Source organism: Rhizobium indicum, assembly GCF_005862305.2.
Classification (GTDB): Bacteria; Pseudomonadota; Alphaproteobacteria; order Rhizobiales; family Rhizobiaceae; genus Rhizobium; species Rhizobium indicum.
In genome coordinates, this window is record NZ_CP054025.1 from 284,845 (window position 1) to 305,750 (window position 20,906).

Consider the following 20,906-nt stretch of genomic DNA (forward strand, 5'->3'; position numbering starts at 1 on the left):
CTGGCGCGAGCGCATCTACCTTCATCAGGCTCCTCGAAGGCTCGTTCATGAAGTCGTATCTGTCCAAGTGAATTTGGGATCAATGGATATTCTTACTTCGACAGTTGCCGTCAGGCCGACAATCAGATGCATGGTTTACCGCCGCCGTTGACGATGGGGCGGCTGGCGTGCTCCTGCAAGCCGTCGCCGCACTCGTCGACTTTCCTGACGAGGCCGGGAATGCGGCGCAGCATTTCCAACGGGAGGCGCGGCCTGTCAGGTGGCCTCGAGGATCATGTTGAGGGGCGTCTGGGCTGCACGCCGGATATGAGTGAAACCGCCTGAGCGGATCACCTCGGCCAATCGCCGCTCTCCCGCTTGCGCACCGAGTGCCAGCCCTGTCTCCTGCGCAAGCGAGGTCGGAACGCAGATCATCGTCGAGGCTGAGTAGTAGAGCCGTCCAACCGGATTGATATTCTCCTCCAGCGTATCTCCGGCCATTGGTTCGACCACCATCCAGACGCCGCCCTCTTTTAACGCCTTTCGGATATGAGCCGCAGCGGCTTTCGGGTCGCCCATGTCGTGCAAGCAGTCGAAGCAGGTGATCAAATCGAAATCTCGGCCGTCGAAGTCCTGCGCCCTGCCGACCTCGAAGTGCAGGTTCGTCAAACCGTGTGCCTGGGCGTGCGCGGACGCAGCAACAATCGAGCCTGGATGGAAGTCGTAGCCCACAAACCGGGAATTGGGAAACGCCTGCGCCATCAGGATCGTCGATAGCCCGTGCCCACATCCGACGTCCGCCACCTTCGCACCCGTTTTCAACCTGTCGGTGACACCGTCGAGCGCCGGCAGCCAGTCCTGCACAAGGGCATTGACATAACCCGGGCGGAACAGCCGCGCGACAGCGCAGAACATGCAGCCAGCCTGATCGCCCCAGGCAACGCCTCGGCCGGTTTTGAAGGCGGACTGCACCTTCGGCTGGTTCTCGACCATCGCAGCAGCGGTATCGAACGCGCCGATCAGATTGACCGGGCTGTCCGGCTCGGCAAACACGAAGGCCTGTTCGGGGGTCAGCGAGAACAATCCTCGCTCATGGTGCACATAACCCGAGGCAGCCTGCGCCGCCAGCCACTCGCGCACATAGCGAGGTGCGCATCCCGAGGCATCGGCAAGTTCGTCGGCCTTCACCGGCCCGATCTCCTTAAGCGACCTGTATAGTCCGAGAGCATCTCCTATCCGGACCAGCGGCACGCTAACCGCTCCACCAAGGTCGCCAAGGACGCGGCCCACGAGTTCATTGAGCGTGGTTTCGTTGATTTCCGTCACGTGAATTCCTCCCGGTGCTCGGATGGCGTCCTGCCATCCGTGACGCCAAGGGTGAAGCTTGCCGTCTCGGCGGGCATGAGGCGGTTGTCCCGCGTCTGCGAAGAAATCCCGTTCCTTGGAGGGACACATGTCCCATCGGCATCGGAGGAGGTCTATCTACCTACAGAAGCGGGACTATCGGGAGAGCGCGAGGACAATCGCTTGCGAGCGGCTATGAACGCCGAGTTTGGTGAAGATCACCGACAGCTGGTTTCGCACGGTCTTTGCACTCTTGCCAAGCCGTTCTGCAATCACGCGGTTGTCTAGCCCCTCCGCGACGAGGTCGAGAAGGGCGGCTTCGGCGGGTGTCAGACCGGCCTCACGAACTGCGCGCGGCTGCACGGCTCGATCCTGTCCGAGGAAGGCGGCAAGTTCGGCTTGAAACAGGTTCCACGCAGGCTCGTCCGGCAAGAGCACATGGTTTTTGCTCTCAAGTGGCACGAAGCGCGCGCCCGGAATCGCGGCGGCGAGCTTGCAACCCTGGTCAAACGGCACGCGCATGTCGCCGCGGCTGTGTGCGATCAACGTCGGGACGCGCAGCATCGCCGCAAGGTCCAGGACATCGATCCCCTGCATCTGCCAAAGAAGTTGTGCGGCGACGTCGGGCGTTGCCGTTTGGCGTTCGAGATCGCCCCACCAGCGATGCTGTTCAGCTGTGCCGTCGGGGATAAAGAGATTGGTGAAGAACCGGCAAAACGCCGGATTATCGCGTCCCCAGCCGATGCGAACGAAATTGACAAGGGTCTCGGCTTCCAGCCGCTCGGCCTCGGTCTGGGCTCTGGCGCGGGCACCCTGACCGTAGGCGTTCAAAAGCACGAGATGCGATACTCGCTCGGGATACTTGAGGGCGTATGCGATAGCGAGTGCGCCGCCCTGCGAAAGACCGAGGAGGACGAAGCGCGGCTCCTCGATCGACGCTGCCACCGCAGCAAGGTCTGCGTGCCACGCTTCGACCGAAAGGTCAAAGACATGCCGGTCCGACAGACCGCAGCCGCGCGGATCGTAGCGCACAAACCGGTTATGGGCGGACAGCGCCTGGAGCCACGGCCGCCACACCGGGCTTTCGAGATCGTAATCGACATGGCTCAGCCAGTGCGCCGCCCGCAGGATCACCTGGCCCTGCCCGCAAGACGCCATGGCGATACGGGTGCCGTCCTCGGCTGTAGCGAACCGTATGGTCTGACTGAGTTTCATCGGTCGAGAATATCGCAGCCGAAGATCGCATAACAGACCTATCTCCTAGAGGGGCGATTCCAATTGCTCCAGCGATGGCCTGTAGGTTGTGAATTTTATGATCTTCATGATGTGCCCAGTCTATGCGAGGATAAGGCCGGCAGCTTTGCCTGCCGCAGCCATGACGGCAGCGTTGGTGTTGCCGCTGACGATCGTTGGCATCAGAGACGCGTCTACGACCCGCAAGCCTCGTGTGCCCCGGACCCTGAGGCTGGTATCCAGGACCGCTTCCGGGTCGCTGTCTTGACCCATCTTGCACGTGCCGACAGGGTGATAGCCGGTTTTAACAGTGCGCTTGCAATGAGCGGCGAGGGCCTCGTCACTTGTCACGTCCGCGCCAGGGAATATCTCTTTTTCGATCAGCTCACGCATGGGGGAGGCTTCGAGAACCATCCGGGCGAACCGGAACCCTGCAATGGTCAGGCGCAGGTCATCGGGATGGCCGAAGATCTGGGTGTCGACGATCGGGTTTTCGAATGGATCGCTCGACGCCAACGTCACCGATCCCCTCGCCTTTGGACGAAGCAGAAGCGAGTTGATCGTGACGCCATCACCGGGTTCGGTGCCCATGACGTCCCGGTCCAGGTAGACGGTCGGCACACAGAACATCTGGATCGTCGGTCGATCGTTATTGCCGTCAGGGTCGTAGAACGCGCAGGTCTCCACCCCAGTCGTCGAGACCGGACCCGTCTTGAACATGAGATACTGCAGCCCAGCCTTGATCATTGGCCAGCCTTGGTCCGCACCGTAATAGCCAAAGGCCCCCTTCGTGGTTGCAACGACCGGGCACTCGTAATGATCCTGCAGGTTCTTGCCGACGCCAGGCAGCACGACTTTCTTCTGAATATTATGCTTGGTGAGTTCTTCGTCCGGTCCAACACCAGAAATCATCAACAGTTTTGGCGTCTGGTAGGCTCCAGCGGCGAGAATGATCTCCCCTGCGCTCGCGGATTTCCGGCTCCCGTTGCGTATGTAATCGACGCCAGTGGCGCGATCGCTTTCCATCCTAATCGAGGTGACGGTCGCTTCCGTCTCGATGGTCAGCAGCGGATCGCTCATCACTGGTGCGAGGAAGGCATCGACGGCGCTAGACCGCCTTCTGGTCTTCCAGTCTATGGTATGCTGCATGAATCCGACGCCAAACTGATGTGCGCCGTTAAAGTCCGGGTTGTAGGGGATCCCCATGGCTTGCAGGGTTTTCACGTAGGTCCGCGTCATCGCGCTTGTGTGTCCAAGATGTGAGATCTTCAGCGGCCCGCCGACACCATGGAAGTCACCGCCAAGATGATCATTGTCCTCCTGCGCCTTAAAATACGGAAGCAGGTCGCCGTAGGACCAGGCGCCGTCATTGGATCCTTTCGACGTGACCAGTTCGTTCCAAAGATCAAAATCAGCCGCCTGTCCGCGCATGTAGACCATTGCGTTGACGGCGCTGCCGCCGCCTAAAACCCTGCCTTGCGGCACAATGGGACCACGGCCGTTCAGATGGGGCTGCGGCTTGGTTTGATGCATGGCAAGATATGTGTCTTTGGCAAGAAACTTCATGTACCCGGCTGGAAAGCTCATGATCGGATTGGCTTTTGCGGGTCCGCGCTCCAGAAGCAGGACGCGCGCCTTGCCCTCGCGCACCAGTTTCTCGGCGACGACGCAGGCGGAGCTTCCTCCACCAACGATGATGTAATCGTAACGGTCACTCGCAGGCATTGGAAACTCCGGTAATCGATATCAGTTGCTGGAGGGGCGCATGTGGATGCTGCCAGAGATGGCTTCACCGGATTTCAAAACCTTGAGGCCGCCAAGGTCGGGCAGATTGTGTCCGTTGGCGAGATGGCTCATCGGCTCAAAGCAAAAGTAGTCACGCTTGAAGCTCGTATCGAAAGTCGTATCTGATACGAACGCAAAGGCGTGCTTGAAAATGGCGTCGGCAGTTAAGTGGAGCGATGTATTCCGCTCCGGCCAAGTGATGAGTGCTTCACCACTCCAATCCTCGAACCCGTTGTTGACCCAATGTTGGGGCAGCGGCGCCGGAGAACTAAAGTCCAACTCCTTCGGTATTTCGGTCTGGTGGCCTGGCAGCCATCCTTCGACTTCCGTCCAAAACTTGCGAGCGGGAGCAAGCAAGGTCGTCTTCGGCGTCATCGGAAAGTAAGGATGCCAGCCGAGTCCGAATGGCAGTGAGCGCTGGCCACGATTTTCGACCGCAAGCGTCATGGTCAGCCCTTGTTCGTCGAGGGCGAAGCGCTGCCAGGCTTGGTATTCGTATGGGGTGCCTTGGCCTTCGTGGGCGAAAGCCAATTCAACCGAGGTCGATGTCTTCCGTCCGATCGACCAGTCCGCCTGCCAACCCTCGCCATGCAGATAGTGCTTGTCCCAGTCCGTGTTCGGGGGGAAGTGATAGTCGTTTCCTTCAAACGAGAACTTATTGTCCTTCACCCTGTTGCCGAATGGCACAAGCGGGTAGCAGGAAGAGCCAAGCGCATCGACGTCGTCGGACAGGCAGGGACGCAGAAGCGCTGTCCTGGCCGACCCCACATCTCGCCAAAAGCCGAGCACAAGCCCTCCTCTTGTCGAGACGCGAAGAGACAGCGGCCCTGCCTCAAGGCTTACAATGGACATGAGATCAGCTCTTGTTACGTGACATGCTGCGCTTGATCGCCTGGATATTGGCGAGCACCGCGATGACGATGATCAGACCGCGCACAACCTGCTGGAAGAAAGGATTGATTCCAAGCAGGACAAGGCCGTTACCGATGAGGGTGATAACCAGCACGCCCAGAAGCGTGCCAAGCATCGAGCCCCGCCCGCCAGACAGCGAGGTCCCTCCGACCACGACAGCTGCGATAACGTCGAACTCGAGGCCGGTGGCTGCGGTCGCGTTGCCCGATCCCAGTCGTGAGAGCAGGAGAATACCGGAAATCGCCGCCATGGCACCGGCGATCGCAAAGAGCGCGACGCGTATCCTGGAGACGCTGATGCCGCTCAGAAACGCTGCGTGAGCATTGCCGCCGATCGCGAAGACGGACCTGCCGAAAGCTGTCTTTCGGCTGATGAAGGTGAACAACGCAAACAAGATCAGCATGATGATCGCGGCAGGCGGAATACCAAGAAACGAACGATCAAGGGCGTCCAGAGTATCGTTGCGACCGATAGAAACGGGCAGCGCATCGGTCACGAACAACGCGGTCCCGCGAAGAGCACTCCACAGACCGAGGGTGCCAACGAAGGACGGGACGTCGAAGTATGCTCGCAGAGCTCCGGCGATCGAACCAAGCAAAGCACCGACCAAAATCGCAAGTGCGAAGGCGATCGGCGTCGGAACGCCCCACTGAAGCAGAAATGCAAGCACGACGGAAATGAACGCCACCATCGGACCGACGCTGACATCGATTTCACCCGCAATGATAATGAGCGTAGCCGCCCACGCAGCGATCCCAATCGTAGCAGCGTCTCGAAGGATGTTGATCTGGTTATTGAACGAAAGGAAACCGTTCGCCGTGGTTGTAAAAACGACGTAAAGTATTACGATCGCAACGAACAAACTGAGTTCGTTCATATGTTGCGACAACGAGAAACGAGATCTTGTTCCTTCGGTCGCCGATTCTGACTTTGCAGTCTGGTCGAGTGACATATCGCGTCTCTCCCTCAATGTCCGGCGATGCAGGCAGCCATCAAGGCGTCCTGATCGATCTTGGGTGATTTGAATTCTTCTTTGAGGGTGCCGTCCCTGAGGACCAGCACTCGATCGCAGACGAGCGGCAGTTCCTCAATCTCGCTGGAGACGAAGATCACGCTCCGCCCTTCCGCTGCAAGCTGACGAATGATGGCGTAGATCTGAGCCTTCGCTTCGACGTCCACGCCTCTGGTGGGCTCGTCCAGGAGCAGGACGCGGCTGTTGGCATAAACCCATCTGCCGATAACGACCTTTTGCTGGTTTCCGCCCGACAGCGTGCCAATCGGGGTGTCCGTCTGGGCTGTCTTGATATGCAGGCGCTGGATCACCTTGCGTGTGGCATCCGCCATCATCTTGGTAGATAGGGTTCCGTACTTGCTAACGCCGGCAAAATTTGTCGAAAGCGTATTCTCGTCGACACCGAGAAGAGGAACGATCCCCTCCTCTTTCCGGCTTTCGGGCGTATAGGCGAAGCCCATGGCAATCATTCTTTTGTAGCGGCCGGGTTGAGCGGCCTGACCGTCAACGAGGACTTGCCCGTGATCGTAGGAACGGACGCCCATGATTGCCTGAAGAAGCTCTGTCCGCCCGGAGCCTAGAAGCCCGGCAATCCCGAGCACTTCTCCAGCCTTGAGTTGAAAGGAAACGGAAGTCAGTTTGGGCGCCAGGGCGATGTCTCGAACTTCCAGAACGGTCTTCTCTTGGCTTCGATTGTCCAATGCCGCTGCCTTTGAAGCCTCGGCGCCAAGCATGAGCCGAACGATCTCTCGGGTATCGGCGCCCTTGACGTCGACAGTATCGATGATGCGCCCATCGCGCATGATCGTTGCTGAATGCGCAATTTGACGGATCTCGTTCATTCTATGGCTGACATAGATGACCGCGATGCCTTCCGAGGCGATGCGGGTTACCGCCGCCATGACCTTCTCGGCTTCGGCGGCAGCAAGCGAACTGGTCGGCTCGTCGAGAATGACGAGTTTCGGCCTTCCAAGGAGAACGCGAGCAATCTCGAGGAGCTGGCGCTCAGCCGGGCTCAGGCTTGCAACCAGGGCATTGGGGGCACGGTTAAGCCCTAGTCGTCGCATGGCCGCGGATGCTTCCGCTTCCATGTCGGCGTATTGGATGACACCACCCTTCCTTGGCCAACGGCCAAGGAATAGGTTTTCCGCAAGTGTCATGCCAGGAACGAGACTGAGTTCCTGGTAGACGACCCGAACACCCTTTTCGAATGCATCCTGGGCGCGGCTGGATCCCGAGTGTCGCAGTTCCTCGCCGTCGATCATCACGGTTCCGCTATCGGGGATTTCAGCTCCAGTGAGGAGTCTGATCAGCGTCGATTTGCCCGCGCCGTTCTTCCCAAGTAGCGCCCTCACCTCTCCGGCCGCTACTGAAAACGATGCATTGTCGAGAGCTAGCACGCCGGGATATTGACGTGTGCACCCCGCAATCGATGCGATCGGATGGGAAGCGAGTTCGGCCGTTCGCGATGTCTGTGTCATTCAATTTCCACCTTCGAAAAGGCGCCGCCGGTCGCCCGGCGGCCTCGACGCTCGTGACTTGGGAGGTGATCTTACGGAATGCCGTCGGAGTGGGCCTTCAGCCACGCCTTGCCGTCTTCGGAAGATTTGTAGAGATCGATATTGTAGGCGACCTTGATGCCTTCCGGCGGTTGCCCATCGATCGACTTGATGGCCTGAGCGAGCGCAAGCTTGCCGAGGCCTTGGCCGGAGATATCGACAACGGCCTTGATGACGGTGAAGTCGGCCAGTTCCTGAGCGATCTCGGTCGTCATGTCACCACCGAAGACGACAACCTTTCCGGTCTTGCCCTGGCTCTTCACGGCACGAGCGGCACCGAGTGTTGCACCACCTGCTTCGCCGAAAAAGGCATCGATATCGGGGTTCGACGACAGCATCGTGCTTGCTACCGAAACCGCCTTGTCGAGGACAGCGCCTTCCTGGTTTGCGACGATCTGTGCGCCTGGAACCTTTGCCTTCAGAGCCTCCTCAAAACCCTTACGGCGAGTCACGCACACCTCCACGAATTCGCAGTTCAGGACGGCGATCTTCGGCGCATCGTTCTTTTCCGCGATGAAGTAGTCGGCTGCAGCATCACCAAGCTTGTGACCGAAATCATAGGGATCGCCGACAGCGTAGGCCGAGATATATTCCTTCATGTCGGCGTCGTTGAGGCATGTGTTGTAGCAGACGACCGGAATGCCGGCTTCATGAGCGCGGCGGATCGCGCGATACGAACCATCTGCGGAGACAGGCGATACGATGATGGCCTGCACGCCTGATGAGATCAGGGAGTCGATGAACGAAGATTCTTTGCTTACATCACCCTGAGCGTTGGTCTCGACGATATCCAGCTTGCGGCCGGCATCATTCGCGCCGGTCTGGATGCCTTTGCGAACACCTGCATAAAACCCCTGAGCATCCATGTAGATGGCGCCGACCTTCAGGTCCTTGTCCTGCGCGAAAGCTGACGTGGCATGTGATCCAGCAATTGTGGTGAGCGCCAGGATCGCGGCGCGTACGACGAGCTTCATTGCTCCCTCCCGTTATCTTCAACGACAGGCTCCATGGCGGAGCCAACCGACCAGGCGAATTTAAATTAGGTATGATTATTGTCAATATAAATAGGATTTATTTTTTTAAAGATATGGCGGGCGACTCTTTTCATGTGCTACAACCCAACTGACGCGGCGCGCAGAAACAAGGCCTGGAAAAAGAGTTTCCGGTCGTCGCAAGTTTCGGATAAGCCGCAATAGGGGTTATGGGAGGCAGCCAGTGACAATCTCACGCAACGAGTGGAAGCTCACCGACGGGGGCATCGAGATCGCATCTCGCGGCAAGCGTTCCGTTCGCGAGGCGCTGCTATCCAAGTTCGTAGAAAGGATTGTCTCCGGCGCGTTGCCTGAGGGTTCTACGCTCCCCAATGAAGCGGACCTGACGGATCAATTCGGCGTCAGCAGAACGACATTGCGCGAAGCCATGCAGTATCTATCGGCAATCGGGTTGATCCGGTCCAGAACCCGAGCCGGAACCACAGTGCTTCCGCGAGAAAACTGGAACTACCTGGATCCGCTCGTTCTTGACGTAATGCTTTCCCTCGGTGGCGATGAGTCCTTTTACACATCACTGATCGACGCGCGTCATTTGCTCGAACCTGCCGCTGCGGAGCATGCCGCGACAAAGGCAACCGCCAAACAACTGGCCCGAATTGCCCAGGCATTCGAGGACATGGTCGACGCAAACGCCCGTGACAACGAGGAATGGAGCCGAGCGGACCTTGAGTTCCATACAGCAATCATCAATGCCAGCGGAAACTGGGTCTTCAGGCAGTTTGCGAGCGCCATTCGGGCCGCGCTTCTTGCGAGCTTTCGCCTCACCAACCGCGCCAGTCAGTCTCACGAACAAGCCATTCAAAAACACCTGGACGTCCTGGAAGCGATACGCGTTCGCGATCCAGCCGCGGCTAGAAAGGCGATGGAAACCTTGATCGGAGTTGCGAGAGCGGAAATAACGGACGCGCTTCGAAAGAACAAAGGGAGCAGCTAAGGTAACAAGACGTGCTTCGCTCAGCGATGGGGATAAGCTGGATTCAACGCGCGAGCATGCAGGCGCCGTCACGGGGGGCCTTCGCCCCCATCCCAAGCCCTGTTCATCGGCCTGTCGTCTCGAATTCAGGAGGGGATCATAGTTGCGGCAATGACGGCCGTTGCTGTCCCAAACGGTCGTCGCGCCTGCTGGCGTTTGAGCACGAAGCGAAGTCGCCGCAACGTGGACGCTGTACCTCCGTTGACTGTCGCTGAGCTTACGGTCTTGTGGCAAGAGCAAGGAGGCCATCGTAAAGCGCGGTGGCAAGCGGGTCGACATCCGGTGCCTCCTGGTGGAGGCGGAAGAGGAAGAGGATCGGTCTCAGCCAGTTTCTGTTCGATGCCGGCCCCGACCGATTGAGCGACCGCAGCAGCATCAGCGGCAATAGCTTTTCAAGATCCTTCGGTGAGCAGTCATAGTGCCGCCACAGAATTCAGCCCAATCAGGCTTGTTCAACAAGCGGATGGCGACAAGATGAGATTGCTGGCTCTCGTGGCTGCGGCCTTTTTGCTGACGGTCTTTCAGACTCAAGCCCAGATCTATGGGCCGTATGATGGATATGACGACTTTGGTGGATATGGTTACGACGATCCCTACAGCCCCTATCCGCCACCACTCGATTACGATCCAGCGCCTCCCTATCAAGAGCCCCTGCATGATCGCAGGCAATCGCCGAGAGGGCGTGCAAAAGGAACCATCGAAATCGTGACGAGCGAGCATACGCTCATTTACACCACCCCTTGGGGCGAACAATTCGCTTACCCCATAGCGGTCGGCCGTGAGGGCAAGCAATGGTATGGATCCACGCGGGTCGTGTCGAAGCGAGCGCATCCTGAATGGCGACCCACGGCCGGCATGCGGCAGAAGAACCCTCGGCTTCCAGCGGTCGTGAAGCCCGGCCCCGCCAATCCGCTTGGAACCCGCGCGATCTATCTCGCCGATGGCCTGTTGCGCATCCACGGCACCAACGACCCCTCGTCTATCGGCACCAACGCGTCGAGCGGGTGCTTTCGAATGTACCGTCAAGATGTCGAAGAGCTTTACGAGATCGTCCAGCCGGGAACCAAGGTCATCGTTCGGCGCTAGCTCTTGGCCGATCGATCGCTGATGGACATCTGCGGATTGGCGTTGGATATCTAACCGTCGATACGCAGCTTGCGCGCCAGAGCCTGAAGCTCCTTGAATCCTTCATAGCGTTTATGATGAATATCGGGGATCGGACCTTCTGATGGCAGGAATGTCGTTTCGACCGCCGAGAGTGTTGTCATCGCTTGGCGTAGATCCGCAAACAGCCCGCTGGCGACAGCGCCCAAGATGGCGGCCCCCAGGAGGACCGGTTCTTCTGCCTTTGTCGCGATGACCGGCTTGCCGCTCGCATCGGCAAGCAGCTGGCGAACGAAGTCGTGCTGGCCGGCGCCACCGCTGATGACGATGTTTTCGATGGTAACGCCCGCATCGGCCTGCGTCTCGATGATCTGCCTGAGGCCGTAGCCGATACCGCAAAGCCCTGCGACGTAAAGAGAAACCAGGCTGCCGATATCGTCCTCCATCCCGAGACCGGCAATGATTGCGCGGGCATGCGGATCGGCAAAGGGCGCGCGGTTGCCGAGGAACTCGGGAACGACGTGCAATCCGGTCGCAAGCGTGACGGCATCGGAAGAACGGCCCGCCTTTCGGGCGGCCATATCTGCGAGCAGAACCGGCAGCGGAACGCCCGCCTTCTTCGAAAGCTCCCTCGCTTCCGCGGCAGCCGGATGGAAGGAGAGCAACTGGTCGATCGCAGCGCCGGCGGCACTCTGGCCACCCTCGTTCAGCCATAGTCCCGGCACCATGGCCGAATAATAAGGCCCCCAGACGCCGGGCACGAACGACGGCTCAGCTGTCGATGTCATCGTGCAGGAGGAAGTACCGAAGACATAGGCCAGATTGGCTTGTGGACCGGCACCCGTGCCAACGGTTCCGATTCCGCCCGCATGGGCATCGATCAGTCCGGCAGCGACGGGCGTTTCCGGCTTCAGGCCGAGCTCGCCGGCTGCAGCCGCGGTCAGTCCTCGACCGAGTGCCGAACCGGGCTCGACGATAGCCTGCCCGATGCGGGCAAACTCTTCGTCGGCGAGCGTGCCGAGGCCGATCTGGTGAAAATAATCTCCATCCCAGCGCTTCTCATGGGCGAGATAGGTCCACTTGCAGGTGACCGTGCAGGTCGAACGCGACAGATCGCCAGTCGCTCGCCAGGTCAGAAAATCTGCAAGATCGAAGAATTGCCACGCGGCATCAAAAACCTCAGGGCGATTTTCCCTCAGCCAGAGCAGCTTGGGCGTTTCCATCTCAGGCGAGATACGGCCGCCAACGTAACGCAGGACGTCATGGCCGAGCTCATTGATGCGCGCCGCCTGTGGGACGGCGCGGTGGTCCATCCATACGATGATGTCCCGGTTCGGATCTTCCGAGGGTCCGACGGGAAGCGGCTTGCCGCCTTCGCCGAGGACGACGAGCGAACAGGTGGCATCGAACCCGAGCCCCATGACGGACGCCGGATCGACCCCGGCCGAGGAAACCGCTTCGCGCACTGCCGCGCAAACGGCCGCCCAGATCTCGGTGCTCGATTGCTCAACCATGGAACCCGGTTCGTGAAACAGGGTGATATTCCGCTTGGCGGACGCCAGCATCCGGCCGGTCAGGTCGAACAGGCCGGCGCGGGCGCTGCCGGTGCCAACGTCGACGCCGATGACATGTTTGGCATCTGCTTTTGGTGTGCGAGATTTGTCGCTCATGGTCTCTCCTTTGAAATCGGCAAGGATCAGGCTAACTGCAGTCTGGGCCAATCTTTACAGATCCACGCTATTTGGCAGAATCACCAGATCGCGGACGGTCACCTTAGGAATATGCCATAGGGCTCGCCACCCGCAGCAGGAGCGAGATCGAAAAACACGTTCCGGGCATCGAATAGGCGCCGACAGGATTAGTCATGAGAACGTTCTCTAATGTTTGGATAAGAGGATAGGGAAGGGAAATTGATGTCGGTGTGGTTCATTGGCCAGGTTTCAAAGCTTTTCACGTCGGTGCAACTCTTTGCTGATATCCTGACTTCCGCGAAAGCGCATCATCGCCATCATGGTTCGGACGTTTACAGAGGCTGATCTAACCTAGTTCCGGGCCGCGGCAGTGCTTCCGGAACGCTCGCGACGGCCGGTGCTGAAGGGGGTTCTTCTATTTTGACACCGCCTCGCACATCGTTATGGTTGCAGTCAGGCCTTGTCCCGCTCCGAAGGGCTTTAGGCGGGAGTGAGAAGGTAGCTTTTCTGATGGAGAGCGAACCCGAAAAGCAATACTTTCCCTCTCGAGTTTCAACTCAGACTTCAATCGCCAGACTTGCGCATCCCGGCCATGCGCATGCCCTCGATTAGCACCTCGATTCTGTGCGGGTCGATGGCATGTTGGCCGCGACGGATGCGTGCGAGGTTGATGCCAGGCGAAATGCTCTCGAGCGCAGCAAGGTGCTTGCGCGCTTCATCCATGTGTCCGAGGTAAGCATTGGCGGCGATCAGCATCCAATGATTGGCGTCGTACCCTGAATTGACCGCTTGCGAGCGCATCGACCAATCCAGTGCCTCCTCGTAGCGCCCCTCGGCCATACGGATATGCGCCATGCCGGTCAACTGCCAATGCGTCCCGAGTTCATTCGGGTTGAGCCGCAGCGCCCGTTGCAGATAGTCGGCGGCCTCGCCGAGATCGCCACCCAACAGCGCTCCGACGCCCGCTTGTTGCAGGACCATCGCGTTGTTGGGATTTTCCGAGATCGCCCGCCGCAGCAAGGCAATCCCAGTGTGATAGTCGCCCCCCATGTGGATCAGCACGAAGCCGCCATAGCTCAGCACCATCGCGTCGTCGCGGGCAATCGCCAGTGCCGCTCGCGCCACCGCTAGCGCGCGCTCCGCATCGGCGTTCGACGCTCCGGGAAACTGCATGGCTACCCGCAACAGATAGGCCTGACCGGTCATCGCCAAGGCGGGCGCGAATCCCGGATCGAGGGCAATCGACCGCTCCAGCAGCACGATCGCACGCGCATTGGCCTCGGGCCGCGAGACAAACACGTCCGGTAATGCCTGTAGATAGAGATCGTATGCATCAAGGCTCTCGGGCCGCTCACGGCGTGAGCGATCGATTTCGGCTCGCTGGATTTTTGGTTCGACCACCGCGACCACGCTTTCCGTGATCCTATCCTGTACGTCGAACACGTCCTCGAAGGCCCCGTCGAACTTGTCCGCCCATATGTGCGCTCCTGAAATTCCATCCACCAATTGTGCGCTGATGCGCAGCCGGTTGCCGGCTCGCCGGCCGCTTCCTTCAAGTACGTAGCGAACGCCCAGTTCCTTGGCTATCTGTCGCACGTCGACGGCATGGCCTTTGTATACGAAGCTCGAATTGCGGGCGATCACCGCGAACGACTTGAAACGGCTCAGGGCCGTGATGATGTCCTCGACGATACCGTCGACGAAGTATTCCTGTTCGGGGTCACCGCTCATGTTTTCAAACGGCAGGACGGCGAGCGACGGAAACATCCCGTGGGCGACAGGTGGGGTCGCTGGCGCGGGCGCAGTGTTCAGAGCATAGGCGCGCACCGGCCGAGCGATGTTCTTGAGTGTTTTCTCTCCCAAGTCGCAAAACCGCACGGTTACCCGGTCCCGCACGTCGTCGAACACCTTGCCCGAGATGCAAACTCCGCCTGGCTCGGCCAGTGCTTCCAGCCGCGTGGCGATGTTGACGCCGTCGCCATAGATATCGCTGCCGTCCCCGATGACGTCGCCCAGATTGATGCCAATGCGCAGCACGATGCGGCGGTTCTCGGGCATCGGCTCGTTGGCCTCCGCCATCTTTTTCTGCAGTTCGATCGCCGCGGTGACGGCGTTCACCGCACTGGCGAACTCCACGAGCACCCCGTCACCCATCACCTTGACGATGCGCCCGCCATGTTCGCGCACCGTGGGGTTGAGAATCTCAGTCCGAAGCTGTCTCAGCGCCGCCAGCGTTCCATTCTCGTCGGCACCCATCAGCCGCGAGTATCCGACCACATCGGCGACAGCGATGGCGGCAAGTCGGCGTTGGACGGGTAATTCAGCCATCTACGGTGACATCGCTTCAATATTTGTTTCCGCTAATGTTATTCTTGATGCCGGGAGAAGTCCAATAAAGCGCCGCTTATTCCGGCATTGAAGGCAATGAACTCGTGGAGGACGCCTTTGCCGAAAACCTGCTCCTCTCAGGAACTCCCCGGTCGCCCATTTGTTTACATTCTGCACCGCCCAGAAGTTTGTCCCCAGATGCAATCGGCGACAGTGGAGCTGGTCCATGGATATGACGTGCATCCGAGATCGCATGGTGGAGCACCACGTGATGCGTCGTGGCATTCACGATCAAAGCGTCATCAAGGCGATGCGCATGGTACCGCGCGAAAAATTCGTTCCTCCAGGCTCCGAGGAATTCGCCTATGAGGATGCACCGCTGTCGATCGGCGAGGGCCAGACAATCTCGCAGCCGTTCATCGTGGCTCTGATGCTCGAAAAGGCCAGTCTGAATGCCGGTCACAAAGTGCTCGAGGTCGGAACGGGCTCCGGCTATGAAAGCTGGGATACCGCAACATCGACGTTCGCGTCGGCGATGGCAGCAAGGGCTGGGCGAAAGCCGCTCCGTTCGATGCCATTATCGTTTCTGCGGGCACACCCGAGGTGCCAACCGCCTTGAAAGAACAGCTGCACCTCGGAGGGCGGCTGATCATCCCAGTCGGCGGCGGTGAAGGGCAGCGCCTGAAACGGATGGTGCTAGGATACTGTAACATACCCGATGCTACGGGCATTCAGGCGCGCAAGCCTGTATGGTGTTTTTTTCTAAGTATGCAGTCGTCCTGATCAGGAACGATCCTGCGTAGACAAGTCTCAAGGGCCCCATTCGGATCAAGTCGACATCTGCGTCAACTTCAAAATGGAGGACACTTCGATGAGAACCATAAGGCTAATTCCAGTCTGGCGCACAGCGATCGCACTTTCAACGGTGGCGCTGTCCGTGATCGTCGTATCAGGCGCATCTTCACGGGCGTTGGCAGACGAGGCTGAGGCAAAGACCATGCTAAAGGCGATGTCCGACTACATCGCGGGACAAAAGGCCATATCATTTGCCTACGATACCAATTTTGAGGTCGTTACCGGAGATCATCAGAAGCTGCTCCTTGCAAGCTCTGGCAAAGTTGAAATGGGCCGACCTGACAAATTCCGCGCGACCCGGTTTGGAGGTTTCGCCAATGTCGAGATGAGTTTCGACGGGAAAACCCTGACGCTACTTGCCAAGGATGACAACCTCTACGCCCAGTTTGAGGTGCCCGGTACAATCGACCATCTGATCGACGAGTTGAGAGACAAGTACCAAAAGCCCGTCCCTGGCGCCGATCTTCTCCTGACCAATGTTTACGAGGAGCTAATGCGTGACGTCATCGACGTAAAGGACCTCGGCAGTGGTGTGATCGGCGGCACGGAATGCGACCATCTCGCGTTTCGGACCAAGGAGGTCGACTGGCAGATCTGGATCGCCCAAGGCGAAAATCCCTATCCCTGCAGATATGTCATCACTTCAACCCAAGTAGACCAAGGTCCCCAATACAGCGTCCAGATAAGCGATTGGAGGACCGGGTCGAGCGTCGTCGCGAAGGATTATAGTTTTAAAAACTCCACCGAGGCCAAAAAGGTCGATGACCCGAAAAAACTTGTAAACACCGATGAACTTCCAGATGTCTTTGCCGTGGGAGGTGCAAAATGAACGCTTTAAGGAAACTGAAGATCGTTGTGCTGACCGGAACGATAGGTCTGTTTGTGATCGAGGCGGGATCGGAGCTTCCGATCCCACACCTGCAGGGCTTTGTCGGAACCGCCGAAGCCAGGGTTGGGCGACCTCTGACGCCCGTCAGCGTCGCAGGCGTTGCCCGGCGCACTGTGCGCCGCTGCGCCGCCGGCGTGTACTACTGCTAGGCTGTGGAGTTTGCGGGTGGCAAATTGCTGCCGCACGCGAACACCGCAACTGCCTGCCAGATATCCTGGTCTTCTCCCTAACACGAGCGTTTGTCGACATGGCTCAGATAGGTCCTCACAATCGTCGCACACTCTGGAGGGAGCCGCTGCTGCATTTCACTCTCGTCGGCGCAGCATTGTTCGGCGGCTATCACTGGCTGGACCCCGGCTTACCAAAGTCTGACCGAGCGGTACCCATAAACATCGGCGAAGGCGATGTGCGGTGGCTGAAACAGACATGGTCGAGCCAATGGCTTCGCGATCCCACCATCGAGGAGTTGAGCGGTCTGGTGAACGATCTCGTTGGCGAACAACTTCTGGCACGAGAGGCGGAGGCAATGGGCCTCGGGGAAAATGATACAATCATCCGCCGGCGTCTGGCGCAGAAGCTAAAGTTCCTGATCGACGACACCGCCCAGTTGACCGAACCCACAGACGAAGAGTTGCTGCAGTTTTACGCCAGCCATGCTGAGAGCTTCGCCCGGCCTGGCACCGTCTCTTTCAAGCAAATCTACTTCAATCCTGAGCAGCATAAGGATCCAGCAGCGGATGCCGCTGCTTTGATCGTCGAGATTCAATCAAAGGAAAACGGCGGTTCTGTTGCGGGCGATAGGTTGCTGCTCGGAGACGACTTCCAGCGGTTAGAGAATTCCGCCGTTTCCAGAATGTTCGGAGATGATTTTGCCGATGCGGTGTTCGCGCTGGAGCCAGGAGAGTGGAAAGGACCGATCAAGTCCGGATACGGCCTGCACATCGTCATGGTCACGGACCGCACACCGACCGAGCCCAGACCCTTCGACACCGTCAGAGACGCCGTAATGGCGCAGTGGCGGAATAGCAAGCAAGAAGACATCAGCCGTGCCTACCTCGCCGATCTGCGCAACAAATATGGCGTGCAGTACGATGAGAGTACGAAAGAATTGCTGACACCGCAAAGCGCACCTAGCGTGGCAGCAAAATGAAGTGGCTCGGCACAGCGTTATCAAGCCAGATTTGCCGGTGCGTTTCTGCCTTGGTGATCGCACTTTTGACTGTTGCTTCGGCCCATTCCCACGAAGTTAGACCGGCTTACCTGAGCGTTGAGGAAAAGATGCCAGGCGAGTTCAGCGTGCTTTTCAAGACACCGATGCAAGGCGATGCGCGGCTCGCCTTGGCTGCCCTGTTTTCGGGCAGGGTCGAGGCCCTCACGCCTGTGGTTTCCCGACAGACGGGCGATGCAATGGTCCAAACATGGCACATGCGCACCGTCGAGCCGCTTTCTGGCCAGAACGTCTTAATCGACGGGCTGCAGAACAGCATGACCGATGCCCTTGTGCATGTCGTGCTTGCCAACGGCAATACATGGACAACGCGGTTAACGCCCAATGAACCCTCCGCCGCCATCCCTGCCGCCCAAAGCCGTTGGACAGTTTTTGCTGTCTACGTGCGCCACGGCATCGAGCACATCGCCTTCGGCTTCGACCACTTGCTCTTCGTTGCGGCGCTGATGCTGATCGTGCGCGACTGGCGCAAGCTGGTGAAAGCGGTCACCGCGTTCACAGCCGCCCATTCCATCACCCTGACCTCCGCTACACTCGGATGGGTTACCCTTCCATCGGCTCCCGTGGAGACCATGATCGCGATCAGCATCGTCTTGGTCGCTGCCGAGGTCGTTCGTATGGAACGCGGCCAGCTCAGCTTGGCCATCACCAGCCCGTGGCTAGTGGCCTTCGCGTTTGGTCTTCTGCACGGATTTGGCTTTGCGGGCGCCTTGATTGAGCTTGGCCTGCCGCGAAACGATATCCCCTTGGCGCTGCTTGCCTTTAATGTCGGCGTGGAGCTCGGGCAGCTTGCCTTCATCGCTGTGATACTGACTGCGGTCTATTCTGTGAGGCGTATCGTCGCGATCCCGCGACGGGCGATCATCGGCTCGGCATATGCGATCGGCATCATAGCAGCGTTCTGGAGCGTCCAGCGGCTGGATGCGATGTTCTCACAATTTTGATCTTAGAGGAGGAAGTCGATGAAAGCGGTCCAAGCCAGAACAGGTCTTCTTTGTGGAGCCGCATTTGCAGGACTCTTTACGGCCTTCCTCTGTTACCCGGGCTGGGCACAGGACGGCGTCGCAACTGACGTCGGAACGTTCGACGCCGACACGGCCGCGAAGCTTTATCCCGCCAAGCGGCCTTATTCGCCTTGGGCAGGACGCAACTTCCCCTCGCGTCCCTTCTTCGGCGACACTCATCTGCATACATCCTTTTCGATGGACGCTGGCGCGTTCGGCGCGCGGCTTGGACCCGCCGACGCTTATCGTTTCGCCAAGGGGGAGGAGATCATGGCCTCTTCCGGCCAACTTGCGAAGCTGTCGCGGCCGCTCGATTTCCTCGTCGTGGCGGATCATTCCGACAATATGGGTTTCTTCCCTGACCTATTGGCGGGAAAGCCCGAGCTTCTGGCGGATCCGCTGGGACGCAAATGGTACGATATGATGCAATCTGGCCAGGGCGCGGCGGCGGCCGTCGATATAATTACTGCATTCGGTGCCGGCAAATTCAAAGGACCAATCCTCTACTCCCCCGATTCAACTGCCTATCGCGGGGCCTGGCAAGCAACGATCAAGGCGGCCGAGGAGGCAAATGAGCCTGGCCGGTTCACGGCCTTCATCGGCTACGAGTGGACTTCGAATACAGGGGGCAACAATCTACACCGCAACATAATTTTCCGCGACAATGGCGATAGGGCAAGTCAGGTCGTTCCGTACACTACTCTGCCGCCTGGAAGCGACAATCCTCGCGATCTGTGGAAGTGGATGGCCGGCTATGAGGACAAGACCGGCGGCAGCGTTCTTGCGATTGCACATAATGGCAATCTGTCGAACGGGCGAATGTTTCCGATGATCGAGCCGGGGACGAATTCTCCGATCGACCGCGAGTACGCGGAAATCCGCAACAAGTGGGAGCGACTTTATGAGGTGACGCAGATCAAGGGCGACGGCGAGAGCCATCCCTTCCTGTCGCCTAATGACGAGTTCGCCAATTTCGAGCGCTGGGACAAGGGCAATCTCGACCTGACTGTCGCAAAGACGCCCGACATGCTCGAATACGAATATGCGCGCTCGGCCTTCAAGAACGGCCTCAAGCTGGAGGAGAAACTCGGCGTCAACCCCTACAAGTTCGGACTGGTGGGATCAACCGATGCCCATACCGGACTTACGGCGGTCGAGGAGGACAATTTCTTCGGCAAGACATCCAGCAGTGAACCAGGCGCGGAGCGGGCTTCGCACCCCTTCATAAAGCAAGGGGATCGCGTCATCATGGGATGGGAGCAGACGGCTTCCGGCTACGCTGGTGTGTGGGCGACCGAAAACACGCGCGAGGCGCTTTTCGATGCGATGCAACGTCGCGAGACCTACGCCACCACTGGTCCCCGGATGCTGGTCCGCTTCTTCGGTGGCTTCGACTTCGAAGCAAGTGACGCCAATACGCGCAGTCCTGCGATCTCCGGTTACACCAAGGGGGTGCCGATGGGGGGCGACATAGGTCCAGCGCCAGCCGGAAAGGTGCCGACCTTCCTCGTCGCGGCGCTGAAGGATCCAATCGGGGCCAATCTCGATCGATACCAGATCGTCAAGGGCTGGCTCGATGCTGCGGGTGAGGTCCATGAAAAAGTGTATGACGTGGCTTGGTCGGGAGATCGCAAGCCAAGCGGTGACGGCAAACTGCCACCGGTCGGCGACACTGTGGACATCGCTAACGCAACCTGGAGCAATACGGTGGGGGCGCCCGAGTTAATCTCGGTGTGGAAGGATCCTGAATTCGATGGAGCCCAACGGGCTTTCTACTACGGCCGCGTCATCGAGATTCCAACGCCGCGATGGACAGCCTATGATGCCAAATATTTTGGCAGAGATATGCCAGCGGAAGCAGCGATGAAGATGCAGGAGCGGGCTTACACCTCGCCGATTTGGTACAACCCATAAGCCAGGAAGCTTTCCGCTTACAGCCAAGTTGAAGCGGGGAGCAG

16 protein-coding genes and 2 pseudogenes are annotated in these 20,906 nt (G+C 58.9%); 8 read left to right on the top strand and 10 right to left on the bottom strand.

Annotation, left to right across the window (positions count from 1 at the left end):
- Window positions 1–255 precede the first annotated feature (255 nt).
- The 7 genes from FFM53_RS34675 to FFM53_RS34705 all read right to left on the bottom strand — a co-directional run bounded on the left by FFM53_RS34675 (window position 256) and on the right by FFM53_RS34705 (window position 8,798).
- Window positions 256–1,305, bottom strand: coding sequence for a class I SAM-dependent methyltransferase (locus FFM53_RS34675; RefSeq protein ID WP_138390028.1), 1,050 nt, complete (start codon window positions 1,303–1,305; stop codon window positions 256–258).
- Between the two features lie 174 nt (window positions 1,306–1,479).
- Window positions 1,480–2,538: an alpha/beta fold hydrolase gene (locus FFM53_RS34680; protein WP_138390027.1), complete on the bottom strand. Its 1,059-nt coding sequence runs from the start codon at window positions 2,536–2,538 to the stop codon at window positions 1,480–1,482.
- A 120-nt stretch (window positions 2,539–2,658) separates the two neighbouring features.
- Entirely contained in the window at window positions 2,659–4,281 is a 1,623-nt protein-coding gene (locus FFM53_RS34685; RefSeq protein ID WP_138390026.1) for a GMC family oxidoreductase, read from the bottom strand.
- Window positions 4,282–4,302: 21 nt separating this feature from the next.
- Window positions 4,303–5,193 carry an aldose 1-epimerase gene (locus FFM53_RS34690; protein WP_138390025.1) on the bottom strand — a complete coding sequence of 297 codons (891 nt, stop codon included), beginning with the start codon at window positions 5,191–5,193 and terminating at the stop codon, window positions 4,303–4,305.
- Between the two features lie 4 nt (window positions 5,194–5,197).
- Window positions 5,198–6,205 (bottom strand): ABC transporter permease, encoded by a 1,008-nt coding sequence (locus FFM53_RS34695; RefSeq protein WP_138390024.1) that lies wholly within the window; start codon window positions 6,203–6,205, stop codon window positions 5,198–5,200.
- Window positions 6,206–6,219: 14 nt separating this feature from the next.
- Window positions 6,220–7,746, bottom strand: a complete 1,527-nt coding sequence (locus FFM53_RS34700; RefSeq protein ID WP_138390023.1) for a sugar ABC transporter ATP-binding protein — start codon at window positions 7,744–7,746, stop codon at window positions 6,220–6,222.
- A 71-nt stretch (window positions 7,747–7,817) separates the two neighbouring features.
- Window positions 7,818–8,798, bottom strand: coding sequence for a substrate-binding domain-containing protein (locus FFM53_RS34705; RefSeq protein ID WP_138390022.1), 981 nt, complete (start codon window positions 8,796–8,798; stop codon window positions 7,818–7,820).
- Window positions 8,799–9,039: 241 nt separating this feature from the next.
- Between FFM53_RS34705 and FFM53_RS34710 the strand changes: the two genes are divergently transcribed.
- Both FFM53_RS34710 and FFM53_RS34715 read left to right on the top strand, forming a co-directional pair.
- Entirely contained in the window at window positions 9,040–9,810 is a 771-nt protein-coding gene (locus FFM53_RS34710) for a FadR/GntR family transcriptional regulator (RefSeq protein WP_138390021.1), read from the top strand.
- Between the two features lie 513 nt (window positions 9,811–10,323).
- Entirely contained in the window at window positions 10,324–10,935 is a 612-nt protein-coding gene (locus tag FFM53_RS34715) for a L,D-transpeptidase (protein WP_138390020.1), read from the top strand.
- A gap of 50 nt (window positions 10,936–10,985) precedes the next feature.
- Here the strand turns inward: FFM53_RS34715 and FFM53_RS34720 are convergent, their stop codons facing one another.
- The 3 genes and pseudogenes from FFM53_RS34720 to FFM53_RS34725 form a co-directional block, all read right to left on the bottom strand.
- On the bottom strand, window positions 10,986–12,623 hold the full coding sequence (locus tag FFM53_RS34720) for an FGGY-family carbohydrate kinase (RefSeq protein ID WP_138390019.1): 1,638 nt from the start codon (window positions 12,621–12,623) through the stop codon (window positions 10,986–10,988).
- A gap of 104 nt (window positions 12,624–12,727) precedes the next feature.
- A pseudogene (locus FFM53_RS36755) lies at window positions 12,728–12,819 on the bottom strand (alpha/beta hydrolase); the annotation flags it as partial.
- A gap of 389 nt (window positions 12,820–13,208) precedes the next feature.
- Entirely contained in the window at window positions 13,209–14,972 is a 1,764-nt protein-coding gene (locus FFM53_RS34725) for an adenylate/guanylate cyclase domain-containing protein (RefSeq protein WP_138334230.1), read from the bottom strand.
- A gap of 226 nt (window positions 14,973–15,198) precedes the next feature.
- On the opposite strand from FFM53_RS34725, the pseudogene FFM53_RS34730 reads away from it, so the two are divergent.
- From FFM53_RS34730 to FFM53_RS34755, 6 genes and pseudogenes are all read left to right on the top strand, one after another.
- Window positions 15,199–15,662: pseudogene (locus FFM53_RS34730) on the top strand (protein-L-isoaspartate O-methyltransferase family protein); the annotation flags it as partial.
- Window positions 15,663–15,843: 181 nt separating this feature from the next.
- On the top strand, window positions 15,844–16,656 hold the full coding sequence (locus FFM53_RS34735; protein ID WP_138334232.1) for a DUF2092 domain-containing protein: 813 nt from the start codon (window positions 15,844–15,846) through the stop codon (window positions 16,654–16,656).
- Window positions 16,653–16,865, top strand: a complete 213-nt coding sequence (locus tag FFM53_RS34740) for a hypothetical protein (protein WP_138334234.1) — start codon at window positions 16,653–16,655, stop codon at window positions 16,863–16,865. The genes FFM53_RS34735 and FFM53_RS34740 overlap by 4 nt, the downstream gene beginning before the upstream one ends.
- Window positions 16,866–16,963: 98 nt before the next feature.
- Window positions 16,964–17,866 carry a peptidyl-prolyl cis-trans isomerase gene (locus tag FFM53_RS34745; RefSeq protein WP_138390018.1) on the top strand — a complete coding sequence of 301 codons (903 nt, stop codon included), beginning with the start codon at window positions 16,964–16,966 and terminating at the stop codon, window positions 17,864–17,866.
- Entirely contained in the window at window positions 17,863–18,888 is a 1,026-nt protein-coding gene (locus tag FFM53_RS34750) for a HupE/UreJ family protein (RefSeq protein WP_138334237.1), read from the top strand. Before FFM53_RS34745 ends, FFM53_RS34750 begins: the two co-directional genes overlap by 4 nt.
- A gap of 18 nt (window positions 18,889–18,906) precedes the next feature.
- Window positions 18,907–20,862, top strand: coding sequence for a DUF3604 domain-containing protein (locus FFM53_RS34755; protein ID WP_138390017.1), 1,956 nt, complete (start codon window positions 18,907–18,909; stop codon window positions 20,860–20,862).
- Window positions 20,863–20,906 lie beyond the last annotated feature (44 nt).

Excerpts from the sequence above, each read along its gene's own strand:
- FFM53_RS34750 (WP_138334237.1), top strand. The coding sequence starts at position 17,863 with ATGAAGTGGCTCGGCACAGCGTTATCAAGCCAGATTTGCCGGTGCGTT.
- FFM53_RS34705 (WP_138390022.1), bottom strand. The coding sequence starts at position 8,798 with ATGAAGCTCGTCGTACGCGCCGCGATCCTGGCGCTCACCACAATTGCT.
- FFM53_RS34700 (WP_138390023.1), bottom strand. The coding sequence starts at position 7,746 with ATGACACAGACATCGCGAACGGCCGAACTCGCTTCCCATCCGATCGCA.
- FFM53_RS34690 (WP_138390025.1), bottom strand. The coding sequence starts at position 5,193 with ATGTCCATTGTAAGCCTTGAGGCAGGGCCGCTGTCTCTTCGCGTCTCG.
- FFM53_RS34715 (WP_138390020.1), top strand. The coding sequence starts at position 10,324 with ATGAGATTGCTGGCTCTCGTGGCTGCGGCCTTTTTGCTGACGGTCTTT.
- FFM53_RS34720 (WP_138390019.1), bottom strand. The coding sequence starts at position 12,623 with ATGAGCGACAAATCTCGCACACCAAAAGCAGATGCCAAACATGTCATC.
- FFM53_RS34685 (WP_138390026.1), bottom strand. The coding sequence starts at position 4,281 with ATGCCTGCGAGTGACCGTTACGATTACATCATCGTTGGTGGAGGAAGC.
- FFM53_RS34725 (WP_138334230.1), bottom strand. The coding sequence starts at position 14,972 with ATGGCTGAATTACCCGTCCAACGCCGACTTGCCGCCATCGCTGTCGCC.
- FFM53_RS34755 (WP_138390017.1), top strand. The coding sequence starts at position 18,907 with ATGAAAGCGGTCCAAGCCAGAACAGGTCTTCTTTGTGGAGCCGCATTT.
- FFM53_RS34695 (WP_138390024.1), bottom strand. The coding sequence starts at position 6,205 with ATGTCACTCGACCAGACTGCAAAGTCAGAATCGGCGACCGAAGGAACA.
- FFM53_RS34740 (WP_138334234.1), top strand. The coding sequence starts at position 16,653 with ATGAACGCTTTAAGGAAACTGAAGATCGTTGTGCTGACCGGAACGATA.
- FFM53_RS34680 (WP_138390027.1), bottom strand. The coding sequence starts at position 2,538 with ATGAAACTCAGTCAGACCATACGGTTCGCTACAGCCGAGGACGGCACC.
- FFM53_RS34745 (WP_138390018.1), top strand. The coding sequence starts at position 16,964 with ATGGCTCAGATAGGTCCTCACAATCGTCGCACACTCTGGAGGGAGCCG.
- FFM53_RS34735 (WP_138334232.1), top strand. The coding sequence starts at position 15,844 with ATGAGAACCATAAGGCTAATTCCAGTCTGGCGCACAGCGATCGCACTT.